21 protein-coding genes are annotated in these 26,958 nt (G+C 67.3%); 13 read left to right on the top strand and 8 right to left on the bottom strand.

All coding sequences use genetic code 11. From position 1 onward, the window contains the following. The first annotated feature begins 122 nt into the window (after positions 1-122). Together DIE22_RS00505 and DIE22_RS00500 are read left to right on the top strand one after the other, a co-directional pair. Complete coding sequence (locus DIE22_RS00505) at positions 123-1,835, top strand: DUF4236 domain-containing protein (protein WP_124604077.1); 1,713 nt, start codon at positions 123-125, stop codon at positions 1,833-1,835. Positions 1,836-1,892: 57 nt separating this feature from the next. Next, positions 1,893-3,443 carry a phospholipase D family protein gene (locus DIE22_RS00500; RefSeq protein ID WP_124604075.1) on the top strand — a complete coding sequence of 517 codons (1,551 nt, stop codon included), beginning with the start codon at positions 1,893-1,895 and terminating at the stop codon, positions 3,441-3,443. Positions 3,444-3,591: 148 nt separating this feature from the next. Here the strand turns inward: DIE22_RS00500 and DIE22_RS00495 are convergent, their stop codons facing one another. The 5 genes from DIE22_RS00495 to DIE22_RS00475 form a co-directional block, all read right to left on the bottom strand. Continuing rightward, positions 3,592-5,424: a protease pro-enzyme activation domain-containing protein gene (locus DIE22_RS00495; RefSeq protein ID WP_124604073.1), complete on the bottom strand. Its 1,833-nt coding sequence runs from the start codon at positions 5,422-5,424 to the stop codon at positions 3,592-3,594. Positions 5,425-5,691: 267 nt separating this feature from the next. Beyond that, positions 5,692-6,102: a hypothetical protein gene (locus DIE22_RS00490; RefSeq protein ID WP_124495541.1), complete on the bottom strand. Its 411-nt coding sequence runs from the start codon at positions 6,100-6,102 to the stop codon at positions 5,692-5,694. 68 nt (positions 6,103-6,170) lie between these two features. Beyond that, positions 6,171-7,658 (bottom strand): efflux transporter outer membrane subunit, encoded by a 1,488-nt coding sequence (locus tag DIE22_RS00485; RefSeq protein WP_124495539.1) that lies wholly within the window; start codon positions 7,656-7,658, stop codon positions 6,171-6,173. Between the two features lie 13 nt (positions 7,659-7,671). After that, the gene (locus tag DIE22_RS00480) at positions 7,672-9,258 is read right to left on the bottom strand and encodes a DHA2 family efflux MFS transporter permease subunit (protein WP_124495537.1); all 1,587 of its coding nucleotides are present in this window, start codon (positions 9,256-9,258) and stop codon (positions 7,672-7,674) included. Then, positions 9,251-10,369 (bottom strand): HlyD family secretion protein, encoded by a 1,119-nt coding sequence (locus DIE22_RS00475; protein ID WP_124495535.1) that lies wholly within the window; start codon positions 10,367-10,369, stop codon positions 9,251-9,253. The genes DIE22_RS00480 and DIE22_RS00475 overlap by 8 nt, the downstream gene beginning before the upstream one ends. Before the next feature lie 92 nt (positions 10,370-10,461). Here DIE22_RS00475 and DIE22_RS00470 point away from each other — a divergent pair, with 92 nt between their 5' ends. Then, complete coding sequence (locus tag DIE22_RS00470; RefSeq protein WP_124495533.1) at positions 10,462-11,259, top strand: CerR family C-terminal domain-containing protein; 798 nt, start codon at positions 10,462-10,464, stop codon at positions 11,257-11,259. Between the two features lie 78 nt (positions 11,260-11,337). On the opposite strand, the gene DIE22_RS00465 is transcribed toward DIE22_RS00470, so the two are convergent. Continuing rightward, positions 11,338-13,800 carry a mechanosensitive ion channel family protein gene (locus tag DIE22_RS00465; protein ID WP_124604071.1) on the bottom strand — a complete coding sequence of 821 codons (2,463 nt, stop codon included), beginning with the start codon at positions 13,798-13,800 and terminating at the stop codon, positions 11,338-11,340. A 1,451-nt stretch (positions 13,801-15,251) separates the two neighbouring features. Here DIE22_RS00465 and DIE22_RS00455 point away from each other — a divergent pair. From DIE22_RS00455 to DIE22_RS00440, 4 genes are all read left to right on the top strand, one after another. Next, complete coding sequence (locus DIE22_RS00455; protein WP_124495529.1) at positions 15,252-16,148, top strand: NAD-dependent protein deacetylase; 897 nt, start codon at positions 15,252-15,254, stop codon at positions 16,146-16,148. Then, positions 16,145-16,786 (top strand): DUF938 domain-containing protein, encoded by a 642-nt coding sequence (locus tag DIE22_RS00450; protein ID WP_124604069.1) that lies wholly within the window; start codon positions 16,145-16,147, stop codon positions 16,784-16,786. The genes DIE22_RS00455 and DIE22_RS00450 overlap by 4 nt, the downstream gene beginning before the upstream one ends. Before the next feature lie 97 nt (positions 16,787-16,883). Further along, the gene (gene gndA, locus DIE22_RS00445) at positions 16,884-18,296 is read left to right on the top strand and encodes an NADP-dependent phosphogluconate dehydrogenase (protein WP_124495525.1); all 1,413 of its coding nucleotides are present in this window, start codon (positions 16,884-16,886) and stop codon (positions 18,294-18,296) included. Between the two features lie 200 nt (positions 18,297-18,496). Further along, complete coding sequence (locus DIE22_RS00440; RefSeq protein ID WP_124495523.1) at positions 18,497-18,841, top strand: DUF4148 domain-containing protein; 345 nt, start codon at positions 18,497-18,499, stop codon at positions 18,839-18,841. Positions 18,842-18,955: 114 nt separating this feature from the next. On the opposite strand, the gene DIE22_RS00435 is transcribed toward DIE22_RS00440, so the two are convergent. After that, positions 18,956-19,276 (bottom strand): hypothetical protein, encoded by a 321-nt coding sequence (locus DIE22_RS00435; RefSeq protein ID WP_006760526.1) that lies wholly within the window; start codon positions 19,274-19,276, stop codon positions 18,956-18,958. 395 nt (positions 19,277-19,671) lie between these two features. Between DIE22_RS00435 and DIE22_RS00430 the strand changes: the two genes are divergently transcribed. Next, complete coding sequence (locus DIE22_RS00430) at positions 19,672-20,406, top strand: peptidoglycan DD-metalloendopeptidase family protein (RefSeq protein WP_124495521.1); 735 nt, start codon at positions 19,672-19,674, stop codon at positions 20,404-20,406. Between the two features lie 48 nt (positions 20,407-20,454). On the opposite strand, the gene DIE22_RS00425 is transcribed toward DIE22_RS00430, so the two are convergent. Next, positions 20,455-21,093: a Pr6Pr family membrane protein gene (locus DIE22_RS00425; protein ID WP_124495520.1), complete on the bottom strand. Its 639-nt coding sequence runs from the start codon at positions 21,091-21,093 to the stop codon at positions 20,455-20,457. 233 nt (positions 21,094-21,326) lie between these two features. Here DIE22_RS00425 and DIE22_RS00420 point away from each other — a divergent pair, with 233 nt between their 5' ends. From DIE22_RS00420 to DIE22_RS00395, 5 genes are all read left to right on the top strand, one after another. Beyond that, positions 21,327-21,863: a cytochrome b gene (locus tag DIE22_RS00420; RefSeq protein WP_124495518.1), complete on the top strand. Its 537-nt coding sequence runs from the start codon at positions 21,327-21,329 to the stop codon at positions 21,861-21,863. 153 nt (positions 21,864-22,016) lie between these two features. Further along, positions 22,017-22,385 (top strand): DUF2946 domain-containing protein, encoded by a 369-nt coding sequence (locus DIE22_RS00415; RefSeq protein ID WP_124495516.1) that lies wholly within the window; start codon positions 22,017-22,019, stop codon positions 22,383-22,385. Between the two features lie 83 nt (positions 22,386-22,468). Beyond that, entirely contained in the window at positions 22,469-24,601 is a 2,133-nt protein-coding gene (locus tag DIE22_RS00405; RefSeq protein ID WP_124495514.1) for a TonB-dependent copper receptor, read from the top strand. A gap of 221 nt (positions 24,602-24,822) precedes the next feature. Further along, positions 24,823-25,917 carry a triacylglycerol lipase gene (locus tag DIE22_RS00400; protein ID WP_124495512.1) on the top strand — a complete coding sequence of 365 codons (1,095 nt, stop codon included), beginning with the start codon at positions 24,823-24,825 and terminating at the stop codon, positions 25,915-25,917. 3 nt (positions 25,918-25,920) lie between these two features. After that, a complete protein-coding gene (locus DIE22_RS00395; protein ID WP_124495510.1) occupies positions 25,921-26,955 on the top strand; it encodes a lipase secretion chaperone in 1,035 nt (344 codons plus the stop codon). Positions 26,956-26,958 lie beyond the last annotated feature (3 nt).

The following is a 26,958-nucleotide window of genomic DNA, read 5'->3' as shown; positions in this document are numbered from 1 at the left end:
GTCTGGTCGAACGTCGTGGGAGGGACTTCACTGGAGGCCCACCAACGCGCTCGTCTTTACAAGCAGGGGCTTGATGGGTAGCACCAGCTGACGAAACGAATTGAGACAATACGGGGCTAAAAATGGGCTGGGGTTTCAGGAAGAGCATAAAGATTGCGCCTGGCGTTCGTCTGAACGTCAGCAAGAGCGGTGTCAGTACGTCGATTGGTGGCAAAGGATTCACGTACAATTCTCGCGGCCGTGTGACTGCTAGTATTCCTGGCACGGGTATTCGCTTTACCCAGAACACCCACGCAACACGTACATCGAATCCAGTGCGCTCCGTGGTTGCCGGGAGTGGTCGCATCGATTCTGCGAGCACTGAACGTCTCTCGAAACGGGAGCAGGCAGCTCGAGACTTCGTGGTCCAGGTGCAGGAGCGCACGGCGAATGCGCTGTTGCTGTACTTCATGTCGCACGGTGTCTACGTTCGACGAGAGGATTTGGCGGATGCAGTAACGCTCGCGGAGCATCAAGGATTCGTCGAGACGCTGGCCCTCGAGTTTGAAGCTACGACCAAGGCGATTAAGTTAGCCGTCGACATCGGCTCGATATCGCTCGCTGAGAAAGAGAAGGCGATGCTTGCGGTCTATGAAGTCGAGCGCAAGTGTTCAGAAAACCTCGGCGATAGAGGGCAACTGGCGAACGAAGCCGCCACCCTTGCAAGCGTGGTGCGCTCGTGGCCCGTGGCACCCACGTTAAAGGCCCCGTTGGTTGTGGGGCTCATAGCAGCGTTTCTCCTGTTCATGGGTGGCATTGTCGCTGGCCTTATTCTGCTCCTGGTCGCGTTTGCGTTTGGGGGCTTCAGCCTCGTATCGTTCAGCAAGAAAAAAACTGCTGTTGCAAACACGATTGCGGATGCCAACGAGCGGTTCGACGCGTTGTTGGCTGTTGAGGTGTCCGGGCGCCCGGCACTTGGTGCGGTTCGGGACAACACGCATGTCAAGGCAATCGGCTTCGGCATTCTGCTTGTAGCCGTTTCTGCGATTGCGTGGTCGTATCGAACACCGAATGCGTATCAGCCAGCGACGATGACGCAAGGTGCCGAGAAAGCTGTGTCAGCGGCGTCGAGCGTCGCCGCTGACACAGTACGAGGGGGCGGAAAGCAACTCGACTTCGGTTGGATGGTCGGAAAGCTACCGGCCGACGTGGTTACCGATAAGCGGTTTCGCGCGCCCTTCAACCACGCTTCCAAGGCAGACTGGAAGCGATTCGTTGACCGGCTCGCGGTTGCGAATTCCAGAGGCATCGAGTTGCGAGACGGCTTTTTAGTAGGGCAAGGATGCAAGGCAGGTGCTTGTGGGTCGGATGCAGCCGCGTTTGCAATTGATGCATCTACGGGCAAGGGTGATTTTGTGTTTCGGGAAACTGTCGACGCCTCATCCGGTAAGGCCATCACCAAAAGGGTGACATGGAAGGACCTGCCGCTGGATTCAACTCCGCTCGCCGAGTGGGTGCACTCGACGGAGACCACCGTGGCTTCAGACACAGCCGCACTCGCTCCGGCACAATCGACCCTTCGGACAAGCTACGATTGCAGCAAGGCGCATTCGGTAGCTGAACACCTTATTTGCACCGATGCCCAGTTGGCTGCGGCTGACGTCGAGCTGGCTGCCGTATATGCCAAAGCAAAGGCGGCTGTCACGGACCAGGTAGCTTTCAAGACGCGAACCCTGGAGCAGTGGAACTACCGCGAGAAAACCTGCCATGACCGCGAATGTCTGGCAAGGTGGTATGCAGACCAAAGAATCGTGCTTCTGCATATCGCCGAGACAGGCAATGCGACGGCCGAATAGTTTCTGTGCTGGGACGCAGCCGTGGGGGGCACCGCTTGTGTGGCCTATAGAGTAGGCATGACCATGCTGCGTTCGTGGGGTGCGATTCTCTCGTTGCTGATGCTTGCCGCGTGCGCCAGCCTGCCGCCGCAGGTCGACCGCGCGCCGACGCATGCATACACCGATACCGGAAACACTCGCCTCGGTACGGCATTTCGTCAACAGGCTGCCGCCCATCCAGGGCAGGACGCGTTTCACCTGCTGCGCGATCCCGTCGATGCCCTCGATGCGCGCGTGCTGCTTGCCGATCGCGCGGACCGCTCCCTGGACCTCCAGTACTACATCTGGCACGACGACCTGACCGGACACGAACTCGCGGACGCGATCATCCGCGCGGCCGATCGCGGCGTACGCGTGCGCGCGCTGCTCGACGATCTCGGCACGAACGCGGACGACCGCAAGCTGCTCGAGATCAGTTCGCATCCGAACATCGAGATCCGGCTCTTCAATCCGGTTGCCACGCGCCACTTCAAGAAGATCGGCACGGTGCTCGAGTTCTCGCGCGTCAATCGGCGCATGCACAACAAGGCGATGATCGCGGACAACCAGGCGGCGATCGTCGGCGGCCGCAACATCGGCGACGAGTACTTCGGCGCGTCGTCGATGCTGGAGTTCGGCGACCTCGACGTGGTCGTGCACGGTCCCGTCGTGAACGACATCTCGACCGAGTTCGACACGTTCTGGAATTCACCCTATGCGTTTTCGATCAATGCGCTGGTCGGGCATGACGCGGCGCCGGGCGGCCTCGATCGGGAGCGCGAACGGCTGCGCGATTACCTGCGCGCGATGGAGGACAATCCGTACGTGCTCGAGGCGCGCCACCGGCTCGACCAGATCGTGCATGGCCAGGGCACGGAGCTGTCTTGGGGGCATGCGACGGTCCTGTACGACGATCCGGCGAAGATCGCCCGGGCCCCGAAGGACAGCGAAGGGCACCTGATGCCGCAACTGCGTGCGCTCGCGTTGCGGCCCGAGCACGAACTGCTGATCGTGTCGCCGTATTTCGTGCCGGGCAAGGACATGGTCGAACGGCTGCGTGCGCTCACGGCGCGCGGCGTGAGCGTGACGATCCTGACCAACTCGCTCGCGTCGACCGACGTGGCGGCCGTGCATGCGGGCTACCGGCGCTATCGCCGCGATCTGGTGGAAGCCGGCGTGCGGCTTTACGAGCGGCGGCCATCCGGCGACAAGAGCATCTCGAAGCAGGTGATCATCGGCTCGTCGCGTGCGTCGCTGCACGCGAAGACGTATGTGTTCGATCGCAAGAACATCTTCATCGGGTCGATGAATCTCGATCCGCGCTCGCTGAATCTCAACACCGAGATCGGCGTTTATTGCGAAAGTCCGGCCATTGCGTCCGAAGTGGTGACGGACCTGGAGCCGCGGCTCGATCGAATCGCATGGCGAGTCGAATCGAGGACCGACCCGGCCGGGAAGGGGCGGCTCAAGTGGCTTCAGACCGACGCGGACGGGACGGTGACCGAGCTCGATCATGAGCCGGAAGTGTCGGCTGCGCGGCGCATGGAAGTGTGGTTTCTCGGCTTGTTTCCGATCGAATCGCAGCTGTGATCGTGATCCGCGTGCCCGCGACAACCGCGGGGCGGCATACGCGGGCGCGCATCATCGATCCGGCCGCGACACGCGGATCGCCGTACCCCCGGTTCCGGGCGGGTGTGCGAAACCACCCGCGCCCGGAACCGCGCCGCTCATCGCGCGATCAGCGCGCGAAATCCGACGTGCTCTGGATGAACGTGTTCAGCTTCGAGATGTTCACGCTGCCGAAGCCCGTCGTCGCGTCCCAGCCGGCCTTCGCCTTGTAGCCGTACGTGCCGCTGCCGTTGTTGCCGGACGTCACGTCGTGCAGCAGGGCCGCGTTGGTCGGGAAGTACTTGTAGATGCTCGACGCCGGGAAGCCGAGCGCGTTGTTGTTCGCCGATTGCAGCCGTGCCCAGATGCCGGTGAAGATCGGCGCGGCGAGACTCGTGCCGCCTTCGTTGTTCAGGTAGCCCGAACCCCACAGCGTGTCGGACGTCTGGCCGTTCACCACGAGGATCGCGCCGGTGCGCAGGTCGGCGTCGAAGCCGACGTCCGGCAGCGCGCGCTTGGTCGACCCGGTGAGGCTCGACGATTGCCACGACGGTGCGGTTTCGTACTTGCTGTAGCCGCCGCCCGTCGACCACACGGTGCCCGGCTGCCAGCTCGGATCGTTCCACACGATTTCGCTGTTGTACGCGTTGGTCGACGTATTGGTGAACAGCGTCGTGCCGCCCACCGCGATCACGTACGGCGACGTCGCGGGTTCGCTCACCGTGTAGGTCGAGCGCGACGGCTTGCCGCTCGCGCATTCGTACGCGCCGTGGTCGCCGGCCGACACGGAGAAGGTCTGCCCCTGCGCGACGGCCTGCTTGAAGATGGCGTCGTCGGTCGCCTGCGAGCCAGTGCTGTACGCGGACGATTCGCACACGCCGAGCGAGACGTTGATGACTTTCGCGACGTTGTCGCTCACCGCCTTGTTGTACGCGGCGGTGATCGCCGTGAGCGTCATCGACGGTGCCGCGTAGAACACGACCTGTTTCACGCTGCCGCCGGCGGCGCCGACGATCGACTGGCTGTCGAGGTTCCATTCGACGGTGCCGGATGTATCGGTGTACGAACTGCCTGCCGGACCCGTCTGCACGACGCTGCTGCTGATCGTACCGAGGCCGTTGTTCGCGGCGAACGTATTGAGGTCGCTGACCGTCTGCGACAGGTCGCCTTCGGAGATGATCCCGACCGTGGTCTGTGAGGCCGTCGGCGTGCCGTCGCCGCCGTAGAGCGACGAGAATTCCGTCGGGTTGTGCGGCACCGCGGACGCGCCCGCCGGGATCGTCAGGTTGCTGGTGTTGCCTTGCGGCTTGCTGCCCGCACCGGTATGCATGAGTTCGACGTTCTGCAGGCCGAGCACGGCGCCGACGATGCCGCCGATCGCGTTCGGCACCTGCGCGGCATCGGTGTTCGCATAGACGCTGCGGCCGTCGCGCGTGAAGCGCTTGAGCGCCGTGCGGAAGGCAGACTTGATCGTTGCCGCCGTGCCGGAGGCGGACACGAGCAGGCGGTTCGGCGCGACCACGATGTTGACGAAGCCTGCCTTGCGCAGGTGCGCGACGACGGACGCGACCTGCTGGTCGGTCGGTGCATACTGCGCGGCGAACTGCGCCGGCGTGAGGAACTGCTTGTAGTGCGGCGAGCCGGGCGTATGCAGGTCGCGCAGGTACTGGTCGAGTTGGGCTTCGTTGCGCAGGTTCAGCCCGAGCACGATGTCGACCGATTCGCCGGGCGCCATCTCGGTTGCAGCCGCGGCAGCGGCGGCGGTGCTGGCCGCCGGCGCGCCGGCGGTACTGCTGCTTTCACCCTGCTGGACGAGCGGCAGGAATCCCTTGGTGCGCGTTTCCGTCCAGCCGGCGGCCGGTGCGGCATGGACGGCCGTCATGCCGAACGAAGCGGCTGCGGCGGCGAAGGAGAGCTTGACGATGCGGATGCGCTTTTGATTCTTGTCTGCAACGTGATTCATTTTGAATTACCCCTCCGGTTGAACATCGAACGGCACGAACAACAACGGTCGACAGCGGCGCGGATCGTGCGCCGCCGATATCCGCCGCGCTCGCGCGGATGGCGCGGACGCGACGGGGCCTTTCGCCCGATCCGGAAGGGTGGTGTTCCTCCGGGGGCGAAATGCTGGAATGCTCGGTAACGGAGGCGCTGCGCCGCGATGCGAGTCGGCCGCGCCAGCAGGCTTGAGGCGGGCGGGATGGCTAAAGCAACAGTTTCGGTGTCCTGCTCATTCGGTTCGGTCCTTCGGCCCGCTGCCGGACGGCAGCTGCCCAATGAAATGCATCGGGATGTTGCATGCGCCGACGGAAGAAGCGACGATCGGCGGCGAGAACTTCGGTGCAGCGGAAGCGAAATGCGTCGAGCGGAATCGATTGCGTGGTTTGCAATTCGTCAGATTGCTTGCATCGGACGGTATCAAGAACGAAAGTTCGATGTCAAACTTTTTCTGATTATATGAAACAAAATTAAATGGAATAAGCTGAAATGCTTTTGAAAAGATCGGCGGTGTTTTGTAATTTTCGAAGCCTGATCTGGTTGTAATGGCAGCTTCGTCGGCGGGATAATCCGCGGTTCGTTTCGTAATGGGCGAACCGTCGTCGAGGAGTCCTTCGAGTTGCCGGTGCCGGTCGTTCGTCACGCCATGTGCCGGGTGTCATGACGTCCGGCGCCATCGACGAACTTCGCCGGACGAGCATCCGATGCGCGTCAACCCGCGTTCGTCTGCCACCCGAGCCCGAGGCTCTTCTGCAGCGACACGTAGTCCTTGATGAGTTCGGCCTGCCCGGCGATCACGTTCTGCTCCGCAGCGAGCGCCTCGCGCTGCGTATCGAGCAGATCGATCATCGTTGCGACACCCGCGCGATGACGCTGGTCCATCAGCGTGGCCGAATGCGTGGCCGACGTCTGCACCTTGGAGAGCGCGACGACGTGTTCGCGCTGGTGTCCGTAGCGCTGCAGCGCCGTGTTCGCGTCCTGCAATGCGCCGAGCACCGCTTTCCGGTAATTCGCTTCCGCTTCGTCGCGCGACGCTTCGGCCGCCCGCACCGCACCGCGCGTGCGGCCGAAGTCGAGAATGTTCCATTGCAGGTACGGCGCGCCGAGCCATGTGAAGTTCTGCTTGCGGAACAGGTGGCCGGGGTCCGTCGCGCTGAAGCCGAGATCGCCGAGCAGCGTCACCTTCGGGAAATAGTCGGCCATGTGCTCGCCGATCTGCGCATTGCTCGACGCGAGCCGGCGTTCGGCCGCACGGACGTCGGGGCGCTGCTTCAGCAGCGCGGCCGGATCGCCGACCGGCACGCTGCCGGGCAGTGTCGGCAGCGGCGTGCCCGGTGCCGACAGCGCGGCGTCGAGTACACCGGGCGGGCGCCCGGTCAGGATCGCCAGCCGGTCGAGCGATTCCGTCACCTGCGCATCGAGCGGGATCAACGATGCGCGCGTGTTCTCGACCTGAGTCGTCAGGCGTTCGAGGTCCGCATCGGCCGCCACGCCGCGCGCGCGGCGCTGCCGCGTGAGTTCGAGCATCTGCTGTTGCAGTTCGGCCGTGCGCTGCGACAGCGCGAGCCGTTGCTGCCGGTCGCGCAGGTCGACGTACGCGGTCGCCACCTCGGCCGCGATCGACACCTGCGTGTCGGCGAGGTCGGCGTCGACGGCTTCCGCCTGCGCGGATGCCGCCTCGACCGCGCGGCGCGTGCCGCCGAACAGGTCGATTTCCCAGGTCGCATCGAAGCCGGCCGAATAGAGCTGCAGCGGACCGGAGCCACCCAGCGACGGCGATGACCCGCCCGACTGGTTCGAGTTGCCTGAAGGCAGCAGCGAGCCGAGCGCGCTGACGTCCGGCTCGCGCATGCGGATCGCGGCGACGGTGGCCGACGATTTCGGCAACTGCGCCGCGCGCTGTTGCGCCAGCTGCGCGCGCGATGCGCGCAACCGTGCCTGCGCGGCGTGCAGATCGGGGTTGTGCGCGAGCGCGGCGACGATCAGGTCGTCGAGCTGGCGATCGTTGAGCGCATGCCACCACGCACTCGGCGCGGGGGCGGCGGGGTCGACGCCGGCTGCGGGCGCGCGCACGAAGATCGGTGCGTCGGGCGTCGCGGGTGCGCCGCGGTAGTCGGGGCCGACCGTACAGCCGGCGAGCAGGCACGCGGTTGCGCACAGCGTGAGCGCAGGGCGGCGGGGCAGGGAGAAGGGCTTCATCGCGTAAGGCGGTTCAATGGCCGGACGACATCGGCTGCGGGCCACGTGGCGTCTTCAGCAGCAGCGCGAGCGGCACGCACGCGAGCAGCGCGAGCCCCAGCAGGTAGAAGGTTTCGGAATAGGTCATCACGACGGCCTGGACCTGGATCTGCTGCGCGAGCTGGCCGAGCGCGCGCAGATTCGAATACGCGAGGTCGCCCGTGTGCGCGAACCAGTTCGCCGCATAGGCCGACAGCCGTTCCTGTCCGATCAGCGAATTGGCGCTGACCGATTCGCGCAGCGCGGCGGCATGGAAGGTCGTGCGCCGGTCGATCACGGTGCCGATGATCGCGAGCCCGATCGAGCCGCCGAGGTTGCGCGCCATGTTGTAGAGTCCGGCCGCGTCACCCGAGTCCTCGCGAGCGACGGCGGCCATCGACGCCTGGTTCAGCGGCATCATCGCGAGCATCTGCGCGACGCCGCGAATCAGTTGCGACCACACGAAATCATGGCCGACGCTCTGCGCGGTCAGGCTGATGTCGAGCATGCAGCTCAGGCAGAACAGCAGCAGCCCCGAGATCACGAGAACGCGAAAGTCGACCTTGCCGAGCAGGCGCGGCAGGATCGGCATCACGAGAAACGCGGGCAGGCCCGACAGCAGCATGATCGCGCCCGCCTGCTCGGCGTTGTAGCCCGCGACGATCGCGAGGAACTGCGGCAGCAGGTACGACACGCCGTACAGCCCGGCGCCCACCGCGGACACGATCACGATCACGCTCGCATAGCGCGGATTGCGCATCAGGGACAGGCGCATGATCGGCCGCTTCGAGAAGCGCTGCGACAACGCGATCAGGATCATTCCGGCAAGCGACACGTAGCTCAGCGTGACGATCATCTGCGACTCGAACCAGCGCTCGCGCTGGCCTTCCTCGAGCACGACGGTCAGCGAGCTCAGCCCGATCGCGAGGCCCGCGATCCCGAGCCAGTCCGCGTTGAAGAACGTGTCCCATTGCGGCCGGTCGGACGGCAGCCCGAACACCAGCAGCGCCATCAGCAGCAGGCACACCGGCAGGTTCAGGAAGAAGCACCAGCCCCAGCTGACGTTCTCCGCGAGCCAGCCGCCGAGCACGGGACCGAACAGCGGCCCGAGCAGCACGATCAACCCGAACAGGGTCATTCCGACCGGCAACTGCGACAGCGGCAGCCGCGTGCGGATGATGGTTTGCGCGGTGGGGATCAGCGCGCCGCCCGTGAAGCCCTGGCCGATGCGCCCGGCGATCATCATCGCGAGCGAATGCGACCAGCCGCACATCATCGAGAACGCGATGAACAGCGCGGCATTCGTCAGCAGGAAGTTGCGCAGCCCGAACACGCGCGTGAGCCACGCGGCGAGCGGGATCATCACGATTTCCGACATCAGGTAGCCGGTCGAGATCCACGTGCCCTCGGTGCCGGTCGCGCCGATCTCACCCTGGATCTGCGGCAGCGCGGAGTTCGTGATCGAGATGTCGAGCGTCGCCATCAGCGCGCCGAGCGCGCCGGCAGCGACGGCGATCCAGTCGGTGACGCTCGCGCGGCCTTCGTGCGGCGGCGCGGGCGGGGTGGCGGCGGTATCAGCCATGGCGTTTCTCGTTGCCGTCCGAGCGCGTGTCGACGTCGACAGTCACGGACAGCCCGGGCAACAGCATGCGTTGCGCGCGTGCGTTTGCGGCGAGGCGGATGCGCACCGGCACGCGCTGCACGATCTTCGTGAAGTTGCCGGTCGCGTTTTCGGGCGGCAGCAGCGCGAATTGCGCGCCGGTGCCCGGTGCGAAGCTGTCGACGGTGCCGGTGAGCGTGTCGTCCGGCAGCGCGTCGACGTGCAGCTCGACGGGCTGGCCGATGCGCATCCGGCCGATCTGCGTTTCCTTGAAGTTCGCGACGAGGTAGATCGCGTCCACCGGCACGACGGTCAGCAGGCGCGTGCCGGGCTGCACGTACTGGCCGACGCGCACCGTGCGGTCGCCGACGCGGCCGTCGAGCGTGCTGCGCACGATCGTGTTGTCGAGGTCGAGCTGCGCCTGCGCGGCGCTCGCCTGGGCCGCTTCGAGCTGCGCGCGCGCCTGCTGCAACTGCGCGGTGAACGATGCGATCTGCGTGCGCGCGGCCGCGCTCGACGCATTGTTCGCGGCGAGCGTCGCGGCAGCCTGGTCGCGCGTGCTCTTCAGGTCGGCCACGCGCTCGTGCGTCTCGGCGCCGGTTGCTGCGAGCGGCGCGTAGCGCGCGTATTCGTCGCTCGCGTGCCGCGCATTGATCTGCGACACCTTCGCCTGTGCTTCGGCCTGGTCGAGGTTCGCGCGCTGCTGGTTGATGTCGGCTTCGGCACGCGCGATGTCGGCGCGGCGCGCGTCGGCGGTCGCGTTCGACTGTGCGAGCGCCACCTGGTACTGGCGGACGTCGAGCCGCACGAGCGGGTCGCCCGCCTTGACGACCTGGTTGTCGCGCACGTAGACGTCGGTCACGTAGCCGGCGACCTTCGGCGCGGCCGTCATGTTGTCGGCCTGCAGATACGCATCGCTGGTGCTTTCGATGAAGCGGCCGACCGTCCACCAGCGGCCGAGCCAGACCGCGCCGCCGATGGCCGCGAGCACGGCAACGGCGAGCAGGACGCGCCGCCTCGAGCGGCCGTTGCGCGGCGGTTTCGCGGGTTCCTGACGATCTGCTTTCGATGGCGGATCTTGCGGCGTCGACATGAGGGCATCCAATTTATTCCAGGCGGACAAATTATTCCAGTCGGAAAAATTCTGTCAAGTAGAATGTCGTTCGATCGACTGACGAGGGATGCATGAACGAAGCGAAGAAGCTGCGGCGCACGTCGACGAGCGGCTATGCACGCGGCGACGAGACGCGCCAGCGGATCGTCGACGCGGCGATCGAGCTGTTCGGCGAACACGGGTTCGCAGGCGCGTCGACACGCGACATCGCGGCGAAGGCCGGCGTGAATGCGCCGGCGCTCCAGTACTACTTCGAGAACAAGGAAGGCGTTTACCGCGCATGCGTCGAGGCGATGGCCGAGCTCGGCTGGAGCGTGCTGGGTCCGGCGGTCGAACACGCGCGTGCGGTGCTCGACGCGGACGCGGACGTCGATGCGCTGATAGACGCATTCATCGGCATCCTTCGTACGCTGGCCGACCGGATGTTCACGGTGCCGAAGACGATGGGGCAGCGGATGTTCTTTGCGCGCGAGCAGATCGGGCAGGAGCCGGCAAGCGCGACCGAAATTCTGATGAAGCGCGTGCGCAAGCCGCTCAACGACGTGAGTGCCGAACTGATCGGGCGGATCTCGGGGCGGCCGGCGGACGATCCCGTCACGCGGCTGCGCGCGATGAGCCTGTTCGGGCAGTTGACGGTGTTCCACCTCGTGCCGCGCTCCGTGCTGCAACTGCTCGACTGGGACAGTTTCGACGGTGAAGGCGGCGCGCTGCTGATGGCGACCATTGCCGACCAGACGCGCGTGCTGCTCGAACACTGGCATGTGCAGCGCGGCACATCGGGCGGCGAGCAGGCCGCCGGCGTGAAGTCGGCCGCGCCGGCGAGTGCGGCGAAGCGCGTTCAGCGCGTGAAGAAGTCCGCCGCGCGCTGAGCGCGGCCATCAGTCGTTTGGTGGCGCGGTCGCGGCGCGGCTCGACGCACGGTGGCCCGGCCACCGGCGCCAGCACGATCAGTCCGACTTGTGCTCCGACGCAGCGGGCGGCGGCGAGTCGGCGCCCGGCGTGCCGGCGGCATGCCCGTCGTTTTCTGGCGCGACGGGCCGCACACCTTGGTCATACGCGACGACGCTGCGCTGCGGATTCGCGATCCGGATCCCGCGTTCGCGGAACATCACCGCGATCCGCCGGTTGAATTCGCGCTGCACGCCCCAGCGTGCCGAGTCCTTGCACTGGATCTGTCCCGCCAGCGCGATCGTCGCGCCGTCGACCTGGTCGATGCCCCAGTAGCTGAAATCCGACAGGATGCCGTCCGTGTAATTCGGGTCGTCGCGCAACGCGGCGCCGATCTCCTTCAGCGTCGCGATCGCGCGATCGATGTCCTGGCCGTAGGCGATGCTGACCTTCACGGCCGCGTTGCCGAGCCCGCGATTCGTGTTGTTGACGGTCGTCACCGAGCTGAACGGGATCGTGTACAGCGACCCGTCGCCCGCGCGCAGCCGCACGGTGCGGATCGACAGGTATTCGACCGTGCCCGACACGCCGGCGAGCGTGACCCAGTCGCCCACCTGCATCGCGTTCTCCATCAGCAGGAAGATCCCGGTGATGAAATCCTGCACGAGCTTTTGCGAGCCGAAGCCGAGCGCGACGCCGAAGATGCTGGCACCGGCGAGCAGCGGACCGATGTTCACGCCGATTTCGCTGAGGCCCGTCAGCACGACGACGAGCGCGATCATGATGAAGAGCAGCGAACGCAGCATCGGCAGCAGCGTGCGCAACCGCGCCGCGCGCACGAGGTTGCCTTCGCGCGTCCACTGCTGCAGGCGGCGCTCGATCGCGATGTTCGCCGTTTCCCATACGATCAGCGCGACGACCGCCGCGATCGCGATCGTGATCAGCGCCGACGCGAGCCGATGGCCGATCGTGCCGGTCTCGAACGCATGGAAGATCGGCACGCCCCAGGTCTGCAGCAGCAGCACGACGGTCACGACGGCGATCACCGCCGACACGATCTGGCGCACCAACGGGTAGTAGCGGTACGCGTGCAGGTGGACGAGCGTGCGATCGTCGTCGCGGCGCTGGAACAGCCGCGCGAGCGCGCCGAACACGACGATGGACACGATCCGCATGCCGATCATCACGGCGATCGAGCGGCCGCCGAGCGTGATCAGCACGCGGTAGCCGTTGTGGACGTCGAGCGCCCACACGAACCACAACGCCATCACGACGAACACCGATACGGGCGCCCACGCGTCCGCGAGCGCATTGCCGATCATCGCGAAGGCCGGCCGCTCTTCGCCGGCCGCGCGGATGCGCGCGGCGACCGGCTGGCGGCACCGCAGGATCAGCGCCGAGATCATCAGGTGGCCGACGAGCGCGACGGCCTTCAGCAGCGCGACGTGACCGGCGTCGCTGAGGCCGAAGCGCGCGGCGCTCTCGACCGCGGCCGTGCAGATGCCGACGACGATCACGATCCGCGCGATCGAGCGCTGCGCCAACGCGGCCCATGCGTCGCTGATGTGCAGCAGCCGCAGCTGCCGCGCATCGGGCTGGAAGAACAGCCGGCTGACGATCGTCACGAGGCGGCAGATCACGTAGATGTCGATCAGCGATTCGAGTGCGGTTTCGGTCAGCGTGCCGGCGGCGTCGAGCACCGACATCGTCAGGCTCGCGACGCCGACGAACACCAGCAGCGGCACCGCCCGCAGCGCGAGGCTGACCAGCGCACGCGGCATCCGGCGCAGCAGCGTGGTGTGGCGCCGCGCATGGCCGCGGCCCTGCGACGACGTATCGCGCGTGTCGGTGCCGTCCGCCTTGGCGGCGGAGCCGGCCGGCGATGCTGCCGGCAGCGTGTCGTCGTCCGGCTCGGGCGGCTCGGACGCGGATGATTCGGCTTCGGCCCGGCGCGACGATTCGGCGCGCCGCGCGCTCAGGGCGGCCAGCGCGCGCCGCAACAGCCGTTTCGCGAACCATTCGACGGCGAACGCGGGCACGAGCACGGCAAGGATGATCCAGATCGCGTGCGTGAGGGCCGCGCGTTCGTCGGCGCGTGCCAGCCGTTCGTGCCACCAACTGCCGACCGAGCCGAGATCGAGCAGCGAGCGCAGCGATTCGTTCAGCGCGCCGCCGACTTCGCCGGCCCAGCGCGATCCCTGCCGGACGAGCATCGACGCGAGGCCGTTCGTCGTCAGCGCGGCGGGGGCGGCGGCGGCCGATGCGGCGCTGGCGGGCGCCGCGCCGCTCGCCGGGAGCGCGGGCGTGCTCAGCACGCCGACGGCCGCGATCGCGCGCAACGTCGTTTCGACCTGTTCGCGCGCGCGCGGGTTTTGCAGGACGGAGAGGGCCTGCTGCGCCTGTTGCGGCGTCAACGCGGGCGCGGCGCCGGAGGCGGCCGATGCGGCGGCCGGGGCGGGGGCGGCCGCGTGGGCGGCCGATACGATGGCGGCGAGCAGCCAGCCGAGCAGGATATGTCGCATGAGTAGGCGTGCGGGCGCGGATCGAAGCGTGGCCCGCCGGTCTGGACGAGGGACGGAAATTAACATGATCGCGATCGGAGCCGAATAGTTCCGTCGATGACTATTCGAATCGGGCATGCGGCAAGCGGGGCGGGCGTTTGCGTACTGTCGGGCGGCCTGTTTCGCGTGGCGCTGGCGTTCGGCCCGGGCTGTTCCCGAGCCGCCATTCGGGCCGGTCGTTCCGGTCGGATCGCCGGGCGATGACGCGGCGGCCTGGCGACAGCCGTGCCGGGAACGAGACGTGCGCGCAGGCGAATCCATCCGGTGCAAGCCACATCGTTGGCCGCATGCGTGGAATTTGGATTCCTGATGAATCGGCTTTGCTCGTCGTGAAGGATCGGCAGCCCGTGCTCGGCGATTGCCTCGATGACCTCGCGCACGGGCGGCAACGCATGGACGAGACCGACGTTCCAGTGTGCGACGGCCGCGCGCAGCGCGCGCGGGATCGACGAGCGCGTCCGGTCATGGGTGCTGGCGCGGCCAGGGTCGGGTAACCGTAAGCGAATCGTCGGCATCGCACAGGCGCGAACGCACGGCCGGCGCACGCGTTCCACTCCTGCAACACCGGCCGTCGGGGCTGGCCGCCGTCGATCGCGCGGGCCGTTTCCCGTCGTTTCACTTTCGAAACATTCACGCCAGTCTTCCGCCGCGCGATTCGGGTCAGGGCCGTTTCCCCGCCCGTGCGGCCTTGTCCTGCGACGCATGGTGCGCTCCTTGCATGTCTGTATGCGCCGTGAGCGCGATCGCCGGCGCAGCAGGGGCCCGGCGATCGCTTCAGTGGGTCGGACGCATAGAAGACGGGGACAAGAGAATGAGAACAGACCGAATCGCAACGTGGCGTGTTGCAAACGTGAATCGCCGACCTGCCCGTGAATTCGCTTCGCCGTTGATTGCGGTGACGTGAGCGCGCGGCTTTCCGTTCCATCCGGACAAATCGGGTTGGTTCCGAACGACGACGTGCATGCGTGACGCACGGGGCCGACCGGTGCCGGTCGGCCGTCGGGGATGAACTGCCGGTGCACGCAGACGGGTGACCATGACTTCCGGATCGTCATATCGACGCGCGACACGCAAGTGCGCCGCACGCGCCGCATGCGCATGCGTGCAGCACGCGGTGCAGCGCGGCGATTCGCGCAACCTCAGGAAATCGAAGGTGTAGTTCCGGGGAAAGGTCCGCCGGCCGCGCTGCGGCGGATCCGATGACATTGTGCTGTCAGTTGATCCACAACCCCGATGGATCAATTGTTGAAGCGCCCATCGCCATGTGGTCGATGGGCGTCTTTTTTTTTGCTGCGCGGGTGTCCTGCGCGGGCCGCCGGCCCGATCGCGCGGCGTTCTGTATCATGTGCTGGCGCGCTGGCCGCCCGTGCGGCCGCACGACCTGCCACCGCGCCCGATCACGCGCCGCCGACATGAACGACACCGCCTTGCACGACCTCTCATCCGCCAGCATCGATCCGGCCGCGCTCGATGCGCTGCACACGTTCGTCGAGCGCCATCCGCGGCTGCTCGTGCTGACCGGTGCGGGCATCAGCACGGATTCCGGCATTCCCGGCTATCGCGACCGCAACGGTCGATGGACGCGCTCGCCGCCGATCCAACTGCACGAATTCCTCGGTTCCGACGCGGCACGCCGACGCTACTGGGCGCGCAGCATGATCGGCTGGCCCGTGGTCGGGCACGCGCAGCCGAACCGCTCGCACGTCGCGCTCGCGCGGCTCGGCGGCACGGGCCGGATCGAGCGCCTCGTCACGCAAAACGTCGACGGCCTGCATCAGCGCGCGGGCAGCGGCGATGTGATCGAACTGCATGGCGGCATCAACGGCGTCACGTGCCTCGATTGCGGCGCCCATCACGCGCGCGCGACGATCCAGGTCGTGCTTGAAACGGATAACCCCGAGCTGCTGGGCGCGCAGGCGGAGCCCGCCGCCGACGGCGACGCACACCTCGAATGGGCCGCGCTCGACACGTTCCGCATTCCGGCCTGCCCGGCCTGCGGCGGGCTGCTCAAGCCGGCGGTGGTGTTCTTCGGCGAGAACGTGCCGCGCGAACGCGTCGCGCTGGCGTCGCAGGCACTCGATGCGGCCGATGCGCTGCTCGTCGTCGGCTCGTCGCTGATGGTGTATTCCGGTTACCGGTTCTGCGTGTGGGCCCAGGCGCAGAACAAGCCCGTCGCCGCGTTGAACCTTGGTCACACGCGCGCTGATCCGATGCTGACGCTGAAGGTCGAGGCGCGTTGCGCGCCTGCGCTCGACGCGCTGAACGCACGGCTGGGCGTTCCCGGCAGCGCGCCGGAGCATGCATCGTGACCGGGCCGACGTCGTCGCCCGATCCGTCCGCGCGGCTGTCGGCGCCGGCGGCCGAGCGCAATCGAGGGCCGATCCTCGACGTGCTGCGCCGCGTGCTGCCGGCCAGCGGCAGCGTGCTCGAGATCGCGAGCGGCACCGGGCAGCATGTGGTCCATTTCGCGCAGGCGCTGCCGGGGCTGCACTGGCAGCCGAGCGATCCCGACGCGCACGCGCGCCGCTCGATCGCCGCGTGGGTCGCGCATGCCGGCCTCGCGAACCTGGCCGAGCCGCTGGCGTTCGACGTGCGCGACGCGTCGTGGCCGGCCGCGGCGCTCGACGCGATCGTCTGCATCAACATGATTCACATCTCGCCGTGGGCCTGCACCGACGCGTTGTTCGCCGGGGCATCGCGCGTGCTGCGCCCGGGCGGCGTGCTGTTCCTGTACGGCCCGTATCGCCGCGAAGGCCGTCACACGGCGCCGTCCAACGAAGCGTTCGACCAGCAGTTGCGCAGCCGCGACCCGTCGTGGGGCGTGCGCGATCTCGAGGCGGTCGTCGCGCTCGGCCTCGACCGCGGGCTCGACTGCATCGAGGTCGTCGAGATGCCGGCGAACAACCTGAGCGTCGTGTTCCGGCGCCTCCCACACGCGGAGCAATGACACGCAAGCGCGCATCGCGGGCGGGTTTCCACTATCCTTTCGCCTGTGCGCGCGGCCCGGATCGGGTCGCGCCCCGTTTTTTCCGGAGAATTGACTAATGGGCAAACAAGCAATCGGTGTGATCGGGCTCGCGGTGATGGGCCGCAATCTCGCACTCAATATCGAGAGCCGCGGTTACGCGGTGTCGGTGTACAACCGCAGCCGCGAGAAAACCGACGAACTGATCGCCGAATTCCCCGGCCGCAATCTGGTGCCGACCCATACGCTCGAGGCGTTCGTCGCGTCGCTCGAAACGCCGCGCCGGATCCTGATGATGGTGAAGGCCGGCGAAGCGACCGATGCGACGATCGCATCGCTCAAGCCGCTGCTCGAGAAGGGCGACGTGCTGATCGACGGCGGCAATACGCACTTCACCGACACGATTCGCCGCAACCAGGAACTCGCTCAATCGGGCCTGCACTTCATCGGCACCGGCGTGTCGGGCGGCGAAGAGGGCGCGCTGCGCGGCCCGTCGATCATGCCCGGCGGCCAGCGCGACGCGTACGACCTGGTCGAGCCGATCCTCAAGCAGATCGCCGCGAAGGCACCGTCGGACGGCGAACCGTGCGTCGCGTACATGGGCCCGGACGGTGCGGGCCACTACGTGAAGATGGTCCACAACGGGATCGAATACGGCGACATGCAGCTGATCGCCGAAAGCTATGCGGTGCTGAAGGACGTCGCGGGCCTGACCAACGACGAGCTCGGCGCGGTGTACACCGAGTGGAACCAGGGCGAACTCGACAGCTACCTGATCGAGATCACGTCGAAGATCTTCGGCAAGAAGGACGACGAAACCGGCAAGCACCTCGTCGACGTGATCCTCGATCGCGCCGCGCAGAAGGGCACCGGCAAGTGGACGAGCCAGAACGCGCTGGATCTGGGCGTGCCGCTGCCGCTCATCACCGAGTCGGTGTTCGCACGCGTGCTGTCGTCGCTGAAGACCGAGCGCGTCGCGGCCAGCGAGATCCTGTCGGGCCCGGCCGCCGCGCCGTTCGACGGCGACCGGGCGGCGTTCATCGAAGCGGTGCGCCGCGCGCTGTACCTGAGCAAGGTGATCTCGTACGCACAGGGCTTCGCGCAGTTGCGCACGGCGTCCGGAGAGTACGGCTGGAATCTCGACCTCGGGACGATCGCGAAGATCTTCCGCGCGGGCTGCATCATCCGCGCGCGCTTCCTGCAGAAGATCACGGACGCGTACGCGAAGGATCCGGCGCTCGCGAACCTGCTGCTCGATCCGTACTTCAAGGACATCGCCGCGAACTACCAGGCGTCGCTGCGCGACGTCGTGGTGGCCGCGGTGAAGGCCGGCGTGCCGGTGCCGGCGTTCGCGTCGGCGGTCGCGTACTTCGACAGCTACCGTTCCGAGCGGCTGCCGGCGAACCTCGTGCAGGCGCAGCGCGACTTCTTCGGTGCGCACACGTTCGAGCGTACCGACAAGCCGGGCAGCTTCCACGCGAACTGGTCGTAACCGGCAGGCGAGGACGGTATTGTTGCGAAAATCTATTCTTTGAGTAGGGTTTTTCGTTCCCGGATTCCGGAATTGTTGGCTCCGAGGAAACAGTGTTTTCGTTCTTTCATGGTTTTCCCTAAGTGATCTCGGGACTAAACTTTGTTCAATCGCTGCAGACATGGTGTGTGCGGCGAAGCAAAAAAATCCCGGAGGTAATCATGAAATCGCTGATCGCAACGTTCGCTGCAGCTGCCGTCCTCGCCGTTCCCGCCGTGTCGTTTGCCCAACAGAACGCGCCCGTCACCCGTGCGCAGGTGAAGGCCGAACTGGCCGAGCTGCAACAGGCCGGCTACAAGCTGGGCAGCGACCGCACCGACTACCCGGCAAGCATCCAGGCAGCTGAAGCACGTCTGAACCCGCAACAGAACGTCGCCGCCGCCGACACGAGCGGTTACGGCGCGCAACCGGCCGCCCAGCAAGAGTCGGGCGCTCCGGCAGCCGCCAAGACCGGCTGGCAAGTGAAGCGCGTGTCGGATGGCGCACCGGTCTACAAGGGTCGTTGATCGTCTTCGATCGCGGGCCGCATGCGCGGCCTGATCCGACCCAGCGCAGTGCACGCAGCCCGTCGTTCCGCATCACGGAACGACGGGCTGTTTTCATTGGCGGCGCCCGCCGCGTCAATGCAGCGGCCGCGGGCCGCGGCCGATGTCCCGGAACAGTGCGTCGGCCGGTTCCAGCGCCTGCAGCCACGCTTCGTCGTAGCCGCTCAGCGTGTCGAGCGCATCGCGCAGCCGCTCGATCGCGAGCACCGGCAGCTCGACGCTGTGCCGGGTGGCGCCGCTCAGATGCGCGACGCTTGCCAGCTGGACGAGTGCGTCCGCGGCTTCGGCGACGTCCGTCGCGAACAGCAGGTGCCGGTTGAGCAATTCGACGAGGCCGCTGGAACCGGCGAAATCCTCGGCGTTGAGCTGCACGGACAGAAACGTCGCATTGTTCATGTTTATCTCCTCGTTATCGCTGGATCGTGCGGTGCATCTCCGAGTATAGGAGGAGGCGGCCGGCTGCCGCGGTACGGCCGGCCGGAAGCGCGCCGGACACCTCGCGCGGCGCGGCTTGCGGCCCGCCGGCACCCGTTCGCGGCGCCGCAAGATTGTGGCCGGATCGGGCGCCTGTCGCGGTCCTGACCGCGACAAATGGTATCTTTGACGATCGGGACGACGTGAAAAAGGTGCGAAAAAGGGGCCGGTGAGCCCATTCGCATCGACGTTCCGCGATGGAAACTGACGGCCGCGAGAGCGGTCGGATACTGGTTGGTCCGGCCGTTCGGCCGGACATCGTGCGTCGCGCGCCGGAGGGCGGTGGGCGGCGCAACGACGCAAATCCGGGAGGACTCTTGAGAAAAACGATTCCGATCCACGAGGCGCTCGCGCGCTGGTTGCCGCAGGCGGCGTTCGTCGTCGCGGCCGCCGCGCTGACGGGCTGTACGATGACGCCGTGGACCGACAGCTGGCAGCCGGTGCGGCCGTCGACGCCGACTTCGGCCGCCACGCCGGGCGTGATCGCCGGCTATTACCGCGTGAATCCCGGCGACACGCTCGCCGGCGTCGCCGCCGCATACGGGCAGCGCGTGCAGGACGTGGCCAGCTGGAACCACATGTCGCCCAATGACGCCGTGTCGCCCGGCCAGGTGCTGCGGGTCGCGCCGCCGCCTGCCGCGACGTCGCTCGGACAGCCGTCCGCCGCGGCCGCGCAACCGGGCTCGCTGGCATGGCCGGCGACGGGTATCGTCGCGACGTCGTTCTCGGCCGGCAGGACGCGCGGCATCGTGATCGCCGCGTCGGGGCCCGATCATTCGGTGCGGGCCGCGGCAAACGGGCGGGTGGTCTACGCAGGGTCCGGCGTCAAGGCGTACGGCCCGCTCGTGATCCTGAAGCACGACAACGGGCTCATCACGGCGTATGGACACAACGGCAAGCTGCTCGTCAACGAAGGCGACGCGGTCCGCGGGGGCCAGCCGGTCGCCGAGATGGGCACTGACGCGAGCGGCCGCGCGACGTTCGAGTTCGAAGTCCGGCAGAACGGCAAGGTCGTCGATCCGATGAACTTCCTGCCGCGCAACGGCGGCTGACGCGCCGCGTCACGACGTGTGCGCCAGGTGGCGCACACGTTCGCGCCTTCATCCTTCCTTGAGCTCCGCGGTGCCGGACTGCCTCGCATGATTGCCGAGCCAGCGAATGCCCAGCGCGAGTCCCGCCGCGCCGAGCGCGATCAGCGAACACTGGATCGCGACCGGCAGATAGCCGTTCGGCCGCGGATCGACGAACGGGTAGGGATACCAGTTCTCCAGCGCGCCGCGCACGAGCGTATAGCCGAGATAGACGACCGGAAAACCGAGCCACGCGAGCGCGCTGCGCCACGGGATCGGCGAGCGCGGCTCGACATACAGCCAGTCGCACAGCACCACGAACGGCACGATCCGGTGCAGGACCCAGTTGTTGAGGGCCGGCGTGATGTGACGCAGCGCATCGAGCCGTGCGAGCAGCAGTTCGTAGACGATCGCGGTGATCAGCACATAGAGCACGGCGGCGCCGCGCATCGATTCGTAGCGGGCCGAGCCGGGGCGCGTGACGCGCGACAGCCCCGCAACGAGCATCGCCGCTGCATAAAGGCTGCTCAGTTGCGTGAAGTAGCTGAGGTAGTTGCCGAGGTGAAAGGTCGGCATGCCCCAGTAGTCGGCGACGCTGTGCAGCGTGGTGGACACCGCGAGCAATGCGGCGATCAGCCGGTAGGCCGCAACGAAGAACACTTTGCTCATGATGCCCGCACAACGCCGCACCAAAACTTCATCGTGCCACAGCCGCGGGCGCGCGCGATGCGGATTTTCCATATGACGGCGCCGTGGCGCGGGGCCGTGCGGATTCCTCGGATATTTGATCCGGTCGCACAATGCCGGCTGCCCGCGAGGCTACAATCGGGGCAGCCGCCGGGCACCGGCCAGCCGCGGCATGTGCCTGCCCCGCATACCACACGAGAAACACGAGACAAAGCATGAAAAACATCCTCGCGAAACAGACGCGCTACAGCTCGCCCTCGATCTTCTTCCACTGGGTCATCTTCCTGCTGGTGGCGCTGGCCTATCTGGCCATCGAGATTCGCGGGCCGAAAGGCAGCGACAGTCGCGCGTTCTGGATGAACGTGCATCTGATGGCTGGCACGTTCGTGCTCGTGCTGTCCGTGCTGCGGGTGCTGTGGCGGGTGATCAGCCGCGTGCCGGAGCCCATCCCGCAGGCGACGCTGCTGAAGTGGCTGTCGAAGCTCGCGCATCTCGCGCTGTACGTATTCATCATCGCCCAGCCGCTGCTCGGCATCATGATGATCAACATGGGCGGCAAGCCCGTGTCGCTCGACTGGATCGGCGTGTCGTTCACGCTGTTCGGCCCCGACAAGGCACTGCGTCCGACGATCAAGGAGGCGCACGAACTGATCGGCAACGCGTTCTACTTCGTGATCGGCCTGCATGCGCTGGCCGCGCTTTACCACCACTTCGTCCGGCGCGACGGCGTGCTGCGACGCATGGCGCCGTGATCGCCGCGCGCTGAAGCCGCGCCCCAACGGGGGGCATGGTTGTGTTGACAACCATGCCCCCCGATCCGTTTACCGCGATCCGCGACTGGCCATCGAGGCGAACATTCTGTAACATCTCGGCTGTTTTTACATTCCGCTTACGCGTCACCGCGCATGCTGCACCGACATCGTCACCTGACCGCCTGGCTCGGCGTGTTCGCGATCTGGCTCGCGATCGCGGCGCCGCTGGTGTCGCAGTGGCGCATCGCGCAGGCGGCAACCCCCGACGCGATTGTCTGCAGTACCGAGCATGGTGCGCATCGCGCGCCCGATGCAGGCCACGCGCGCGATCATGCACTGCATCTCGATGCGTGCGGCTATTGCGGCTTCTTCGCGCACAGTCCCGCGATCGGCGGCGCGGCCGCCGCATCGTTCTCCTCCGTCCCCGCCCATGCCGTTTCCGTCGCCGCGCCGCATGCCGTCGCGGCGCGCGCCGACCGCTATCCGCGCGCGTATCCACGCGCCCCGCCCGAGCGCGCCTGACGCGCTGTCTTCCGTTCCATTCATCGCCGATATCCGTGCGGTCCGTCGAGGCCGTGTGGAGGGCGTCACTCGGGCTTTCGATCATGACCATCCTTTCCTTGCGCGCGCCGAGGGCGTCGCGCCATTCCGGTGCGCGGCGCGTGCCGCGCATGCTGAAACTCACCGTTCCCGCGCTGGCCGTCGGCGCGATGACCGCGGCGGCGGCCGCGACCGAATCCGCGCGTGCGGCCGGCGCGCCGACGGACGACGCAGCCGTGCTGCTGCCGCCCGTCGAAGTCGTCGCGTCGCCGCTGACGACGCCGCTCGTCGTCGTCACGGATCCGAAGACGCCGCGCCAGCCGCTGCCGGCGAGCGACGGCGCCGACTACCTGAAGACGATTCCCGGCTTCACGTCGATCCGCAGCGGCGGGACCAACGGCGACCCCGTGCTGCGCGGCATGTTCGGGTCGCGGCTGAACATTCTCGCGAACGGGATGCCGACGCTCGGCGCATGCCCGAACCGGATGGATGCGCCGACCTCGTATATCGCGCCGGAGAGCTATGACAAGGTCACGGTCGTGAAGGGCCCGCAGACCGTGCTGTACGGCCCCGGCGCATCGGCCGGCACCGTGCTGTTCGAACGCGCGACGCCGCGTTTCGAGCGCCCCGGCACGCGTTTCGACGGCAGCCTGGTCGGCGGGTCGTTCGGCCGCAACGACCAGAACGTCGACGTGACGGCCGGCACGCCGGACGTCTACGGCCGCGTGATCGCGAACCACGCGCACGCGCAGGACTACCAGGACGGCAACGGCAACACCGTGCCGTCGCAATGGGACAAGTGGAATGCGGACGCGGCGCTCGGCTGGACGCCCGACGAGCACACGCGCGTCGAACTGACGGCGGGCACCGGTGACGGTTATGCGCGCTACGCGGGGCGCGGGATGGACGGCGCGCATTTCCGCCGCGAGACGTTCGGCCTGTCGCTCGACAAGCGGCATCTCGGCGACGTGCTCGACCGGATCGAGGCGCGCGTGTACTACAACGAAGCCGATCACGTGATGGACAACACCACGCTGCGGCGGCCCGACCCGACCGGCAGCATGCCGATGCCGATGGCCTCCGAGGTACGGCGCCGCACGCTTGGCGCGCGGGCCGCGGCGACGTTCCGCTTCGGCGACGACTTCAAGCTCGTGACCGGCGTCGACGCGCAGTCGAACCGGCTCGACGCGCGCTCGGCGATGGGGCGGCAGAACTATGGCGACCAGCCGTGGAACGCGCAGGCGACGATGTGGAACGCGGGCGCGTTCGGCGAGCTGACGTGGTACGCGAGCGATGCGTCGCGCGTGATGGGCGGCGCGCGGGTCGACTACGCGAGCGCGCGCGACAAGCGTGCGACGACGCGCACGATGATGGCGAGCAAGCCGAATCCGACCTTCGACGACGATCGCGCGCGCGTGCTGCCGAGCGGCTTCGTGCGCTACGAGCGCGATCTCGCGTCGCTGCCGGTCACCTGGTACGCGGGGATCGGCCACGCGCAACGCTATCCCGACTACTGGGAGCTGTTCTCCGCGAAGCGCGGGCCGGCCGGTTCGGTCAATGCGTTCTCGGCGGTGCAGCCGGAGAAGACCACGCAGCTCGACATCGGCGCGCAGTACAAGAGCGACCGTTTCGATGCTTGGGTGTCGGCTTACGCGGGCTATGTGCAGGACTACATCCTGTTCCACTACGCAGCCGGGATGATGGGGCCGACCACGCAGGCGACCAACGTCAACGCGCAGATCATGGGCGGCGAAGCCGGCGTGTCGTGGCGGCCGGTCGGACCGCTGCGCGTCGAGACGTCGCTTGCGTATGCATGGGGGCGCAACGCGACGAGCGGCGATCCGTTGCCGCAGATGCCGCCGCTCGAGGCACGCTTCGGGCTCGAGTACACGCGCGGCGCATGGTCGGCCGGCGGTTTGTGGCGGATCGTTGCGCCGCAGCATCGCTATGCCCTGAACGAGGGCAACGTGGTCGGCAAGGACTTCGGTCCGAGCGCCGGATTCGGCGTGCTGTCGCTGCATGCGCAGTACAACGTCAGCAAGAAGGTGCAGATCTCGGTCGGCGTCGACAACGTGCTGGACAAGGCCTATGCGGAGCACCTGAACCTCGCCGGCAACGCGGGCTTCGGCTATCCGGCGAACGCGCCGGTGATGGAGCCGGGGCGCACGGCATGGCTGCGCGTGAGCGCGAAGCTGTAGCGCGCAACGGGCGTGTGCGATGCAGCATGCGCGCGCATGAATGCGGCCCCGCCCGAACGGGCGGGGCGCGTCAACCGATTAGAGAACCGTATCTAGTCAGGGCGCAAACGTTCGCGACTCGTGATTCACTCCCGCATTCGACGTCCACGGTGCCAGCGGCGCAGCGTGCGCGTCGATCCGATCTCATTCGCACCGGCAGCACAATAATCAGGAGAACATGCATGGCCAGATCGATGCGTTCCAGGGTGGTGGCAGGGGCAGTGGCATGCGCGATGAGCGTCGCGCCGTTCGCGGGGACGACCGCGCTGATGACGCTCGCGACGACGCACGCGGCGCTGGCGGCAACCGCGCCGGCGGACAACTACACGGCGACGCGTTATCCGATCATCCTCGTGCACGGGCTCACCGGCACCGACAAGTACGCGGGCGTGCTCGAGTACTGGTATGGCATCCAGGAGGACCTGCAGCAGCACGGCGCGACCGTCTACGTCGCGAACCTGTCGGGGTTCCAGAGCGACGACGGGCCGGACGGGCGCGGCGAACAGCTGCTCGCTTACGTGAAGACGGTGCTCGCCGCGAGCGGCGCGACCAAGGTGAACCTGGTCGGTCACAGCCAGGGCGGCCTCACGTCGCGCTATGTCGCGGCCGTCGCACCCGAACTCGTCGCGTCGGTGACGACGATCGGCACGCCGCATCGCGGCTCGGAGTTCGCCGATTTCGTGCAGAGCGTGCTCGCCTACGATCCGACCGGACTGTCGTCGTCGGTGATCGCTGCGTTCGTCAATGTATTCGGCATCCTGACGAGCAGCAGCAACAACACGAACCAGGACGCGCTCGCCGCGCTGAAGACGCTGACGACTTCCCAGGCCGCCACGTACAACCAGAACTATCCGAGCGCCGGCCTCGGCGCGCCGGGAAGTTGCCAGACGGGCGCGCCGACCGAAACCGTCGGCGGCAATACGCACCTGCTGTATTCGTGGGCCGGCACGGCGATCCAGCCAACCATATCCGCATTCGGTGTCACGGGCGCGACGGACACCAGCACGATTCCGCTGATCGATCCGGCGAACGCGCTCGACCTGTCGACGCTTGCGTTGTTCGGCACTGGCACGGTGATGATCAATCGCGGCTCGGGCCAGAACGACGGGCTCGTGTCGAAGTGCAGCGCGCTGTACGGGCAGGTGCTGGGCACGAGCTACAAGTGGAACCATCTCGACGAAATCAATCAATTGCTCGGCGTGCGTGGTGCATATGCGGAAGATCCGGTCGCGGTGATCCGCACGCATGCGAACCGGCTGCAGCTCGCGGGCGTGTGATCGATGACGGCACGTGAAGGACGCGCGCCGCTCGCGCGGCGCGTTGCGGTCTACGGCACGGTGGGGCTGGCGGCGATCGCCGGCGTCGCGATCTGGAGCGGCGCGGCATCGCATCGCGGTGCCGACGCGGTGCGCACGTCGGCCGATGCCGCGCCGCTCGGCGGTGCAACCGCTGCGCCGCCGCAGGCCGCGGTGCCGGCGAGCGCGGGCCTGCCGCCGCCGCTCGCCGGTTCCAGTGCGCCGCGGCTGCCGCTCGATGCCGGTGGCCATCTCGCGAAGTCGCGCGCGGTGCGCGATTTCTTCGACTACTGCCTGACCGCGCGGAGCGACCTGAGCGCGACGGCGCTCGATGCGCTCGTCGTGCGCGAGATCGCCGCGCAGCTCGACGGCACGGTGGCACAGCCCGAAGCGCTGGACGTCTGGCATCGCTATCGCGCGTATCTCGACGCGCTCGCAAAGCTGTCCGAGGCGGGCGCGGTCGACAAGTCCGACCTCGGTGCGCTGCAGCGCGCGCTCGACCAGCGTGCGTCGATTGCACACCGGACGCTCGGCGACTGGAGCCAGCAGTTCTTCGGTGCCGAGCAGTGGCGGCAGCGCTACGATCTCGCACGGCTGAAGATTGCGCAGGACCGCACGCTGACGGACGCGCAGAAGGCGGAGCAGCTCGCGGCGCTCGCGCAGCAGATGCCGGCCGACGAACGCGCGGCACGGCAGAAGGCCGACCGGCAGCAGGCGGCGATCGACCAGATCGCGCAATTGCAGAAGAGCGGGGCGACACCCGACGCGATGCGTGCGCAACTCACGCAGACGCTCGGCCCCGAGGCCGCCGCGCGCGTCGCGCAGATGCAGCAGGACGACGCGTCGTGGCAGAGCCGCTACGCCGACTATGCGGCGCAGCGCGCGCAGATCGATGCGGCCGGGCTGTCGCCGCAGGATCGCGACACGCAGATCGCCGCGCTGCGGCGCCGCATGTTCACGAAGCCCGGCGAAGCGGTGCGCGCGGCGTCGCTCGACCGCGGCGCGGTTGCCGCGCAATGACGC

This window comes from Burkholderia sp. Bp9142 (genome assembly GCF_003853415.1).
In the GTDB taxonomy this organism is placed as follows: Bacteria; Pseudomonadota; Gammaproteobacteria; order Burkholderiales; family Burkholderiaceae; genus Burkholderia.
This window is presented reverse-complemented; position numbering and strand designations above follow the sequence as displayed.

What these genes read in the sequence shown, in the direction of transcription:
- DIE22_RS00405 (WP_124495514.1), top strand. Translation starts at nt 22,469, where the DNA reads ATGACCATCCTTTCCTTGCGCGCGCCGAGGGCGTCGCGCCATTCCGGT.
- DIE22_RS00395 (WP_124495510.1), top strand. Translation starts at nt 25,921, where the DNA reads ATGACGGCACGTGAAGGACGCGCGCCGCTCGCGCGGCGCGTTGCGGTC.
- DIE22_RS00415 (WP_124495516.1), top strand. Translation starts at nt 22,017, where the DNA reads ATGCTGCACCGACATCGTCACCTGACCGCCTGGCTCGGCGTGTTCGCG.
- DIE22_RS00435 (WP_006760526.1), bottom strand. Translation starts at nt 19,276, where the DNA reads ATGAACAATGCGACGTTTCTGTCCGTGCAGCTCAACGCCGAGGATTTC.
- DIE22_RS00470 (WP_124495533.1), top strand. Translation starts at nt 10,462, where the DNA reads ATGAACGAAGCGAAGAAGCTGCGGCGCACGTCGACGAGCGGCTATGCA.
- DIE22_RS00495 (WP_124604073.1), bottom strand. Translation starts at nt 5,424, where the DNA reads ATGAATCACGTTGCAGACAAGAATCAAAAGCGCATCCGCATCGTCAAG.
- DIE22_RS00480 (WP_124495537.1), bottom strand. Translation starts at nt 9,258, where the DNA reads ATGGCTGATACCGCCGCCACCCCGCCCGCGCCGCCGCACGAAGGCCGC.
- DIE22_RS00500 (WP_124604075.1), top strand. Translation starts at nt 1,893, where the DNA reads ATGACCATGCTGCGTTCGTGGGGTGCGATTCTCTCGTTGCTGATGCTT.
- DIE22_RS00475 (WP_124495535.1), bottom strand. Translation starts at nt 10,369, where the DNA reads ATGTCGACGCCGCAAGATCCGCCATCGAAAGCAGATCGTCAGGAACCC.
- DIE22_RS00425 (WP_124495520.1), bottom strand. Translation starts at nt 21,093, where the DNA reads ATGAGCAAAGTGTTCTTCGTTGCGGCCTACCGGCTGATCGCCGCATTG.
- DIE22_RS00400 (WP_124495512.1), top strand. Translation starts at nt 24,823, where the DNA reads ATGGCCAGATCGATGCGTTCCAGGGTGGTGGCAGGGGCAGTGGCATGC.
- DIE22_RS00505 (WP_124604077.1), top strand. Translation starts at nt 123, where the DNA reads ATGGGCTGGGGTTTCAGGAAGAGCATAAAGATTGCGCCTGGCGTTCGT.
- DIE22_RS00440 (WP_124495523.1), top strand. Translation starts at nt 18,497, where the DNA reads ATGAAATCGCTGATCGCAACGTTCGCTGCAGCTGCCGTCCTCGCCGTT.
- DIE22_RS00485 (WP_124495539.1), bottom strand. Translation starts at nt 7,658, where the DNA reads ATGAAGCCCTTCTCCCTGCCCCGCCGCCCTGCGCTCACGCTGTGCGCA.
- gndA (WP_124495525.1), top strand. Translation starts at nt 16,884, where the DNA reads ATGGGCAAACAAGCAATCGGTGTGATCGGGCTCGCGGTGATGGGCCGC.
- DIE22_RS00420 (WP_124495518.1), top strand. Translation starts at nt 21,327, where the DNA reads ATGAAAAACATCCTCGCGAAACAGACGCGCTACAGCTCGCCCTCGATC.
- DIE22_RS00455 (WP_124495529.1), top strand. Translation starts at nt 15,252, where the DNA reads ATGAACGACACCGCCTTGCACGACCTCTCATCCGCCAGCATCGATCCG.
- DIE22_RS00465 (WP_124604071.1), bottom strand. Translation starts at nt 13,800, where the DNA reads ATGCGACATATCCTGCTCGGCTGGCTGCTCGCCGCCATCGTATCGGCC.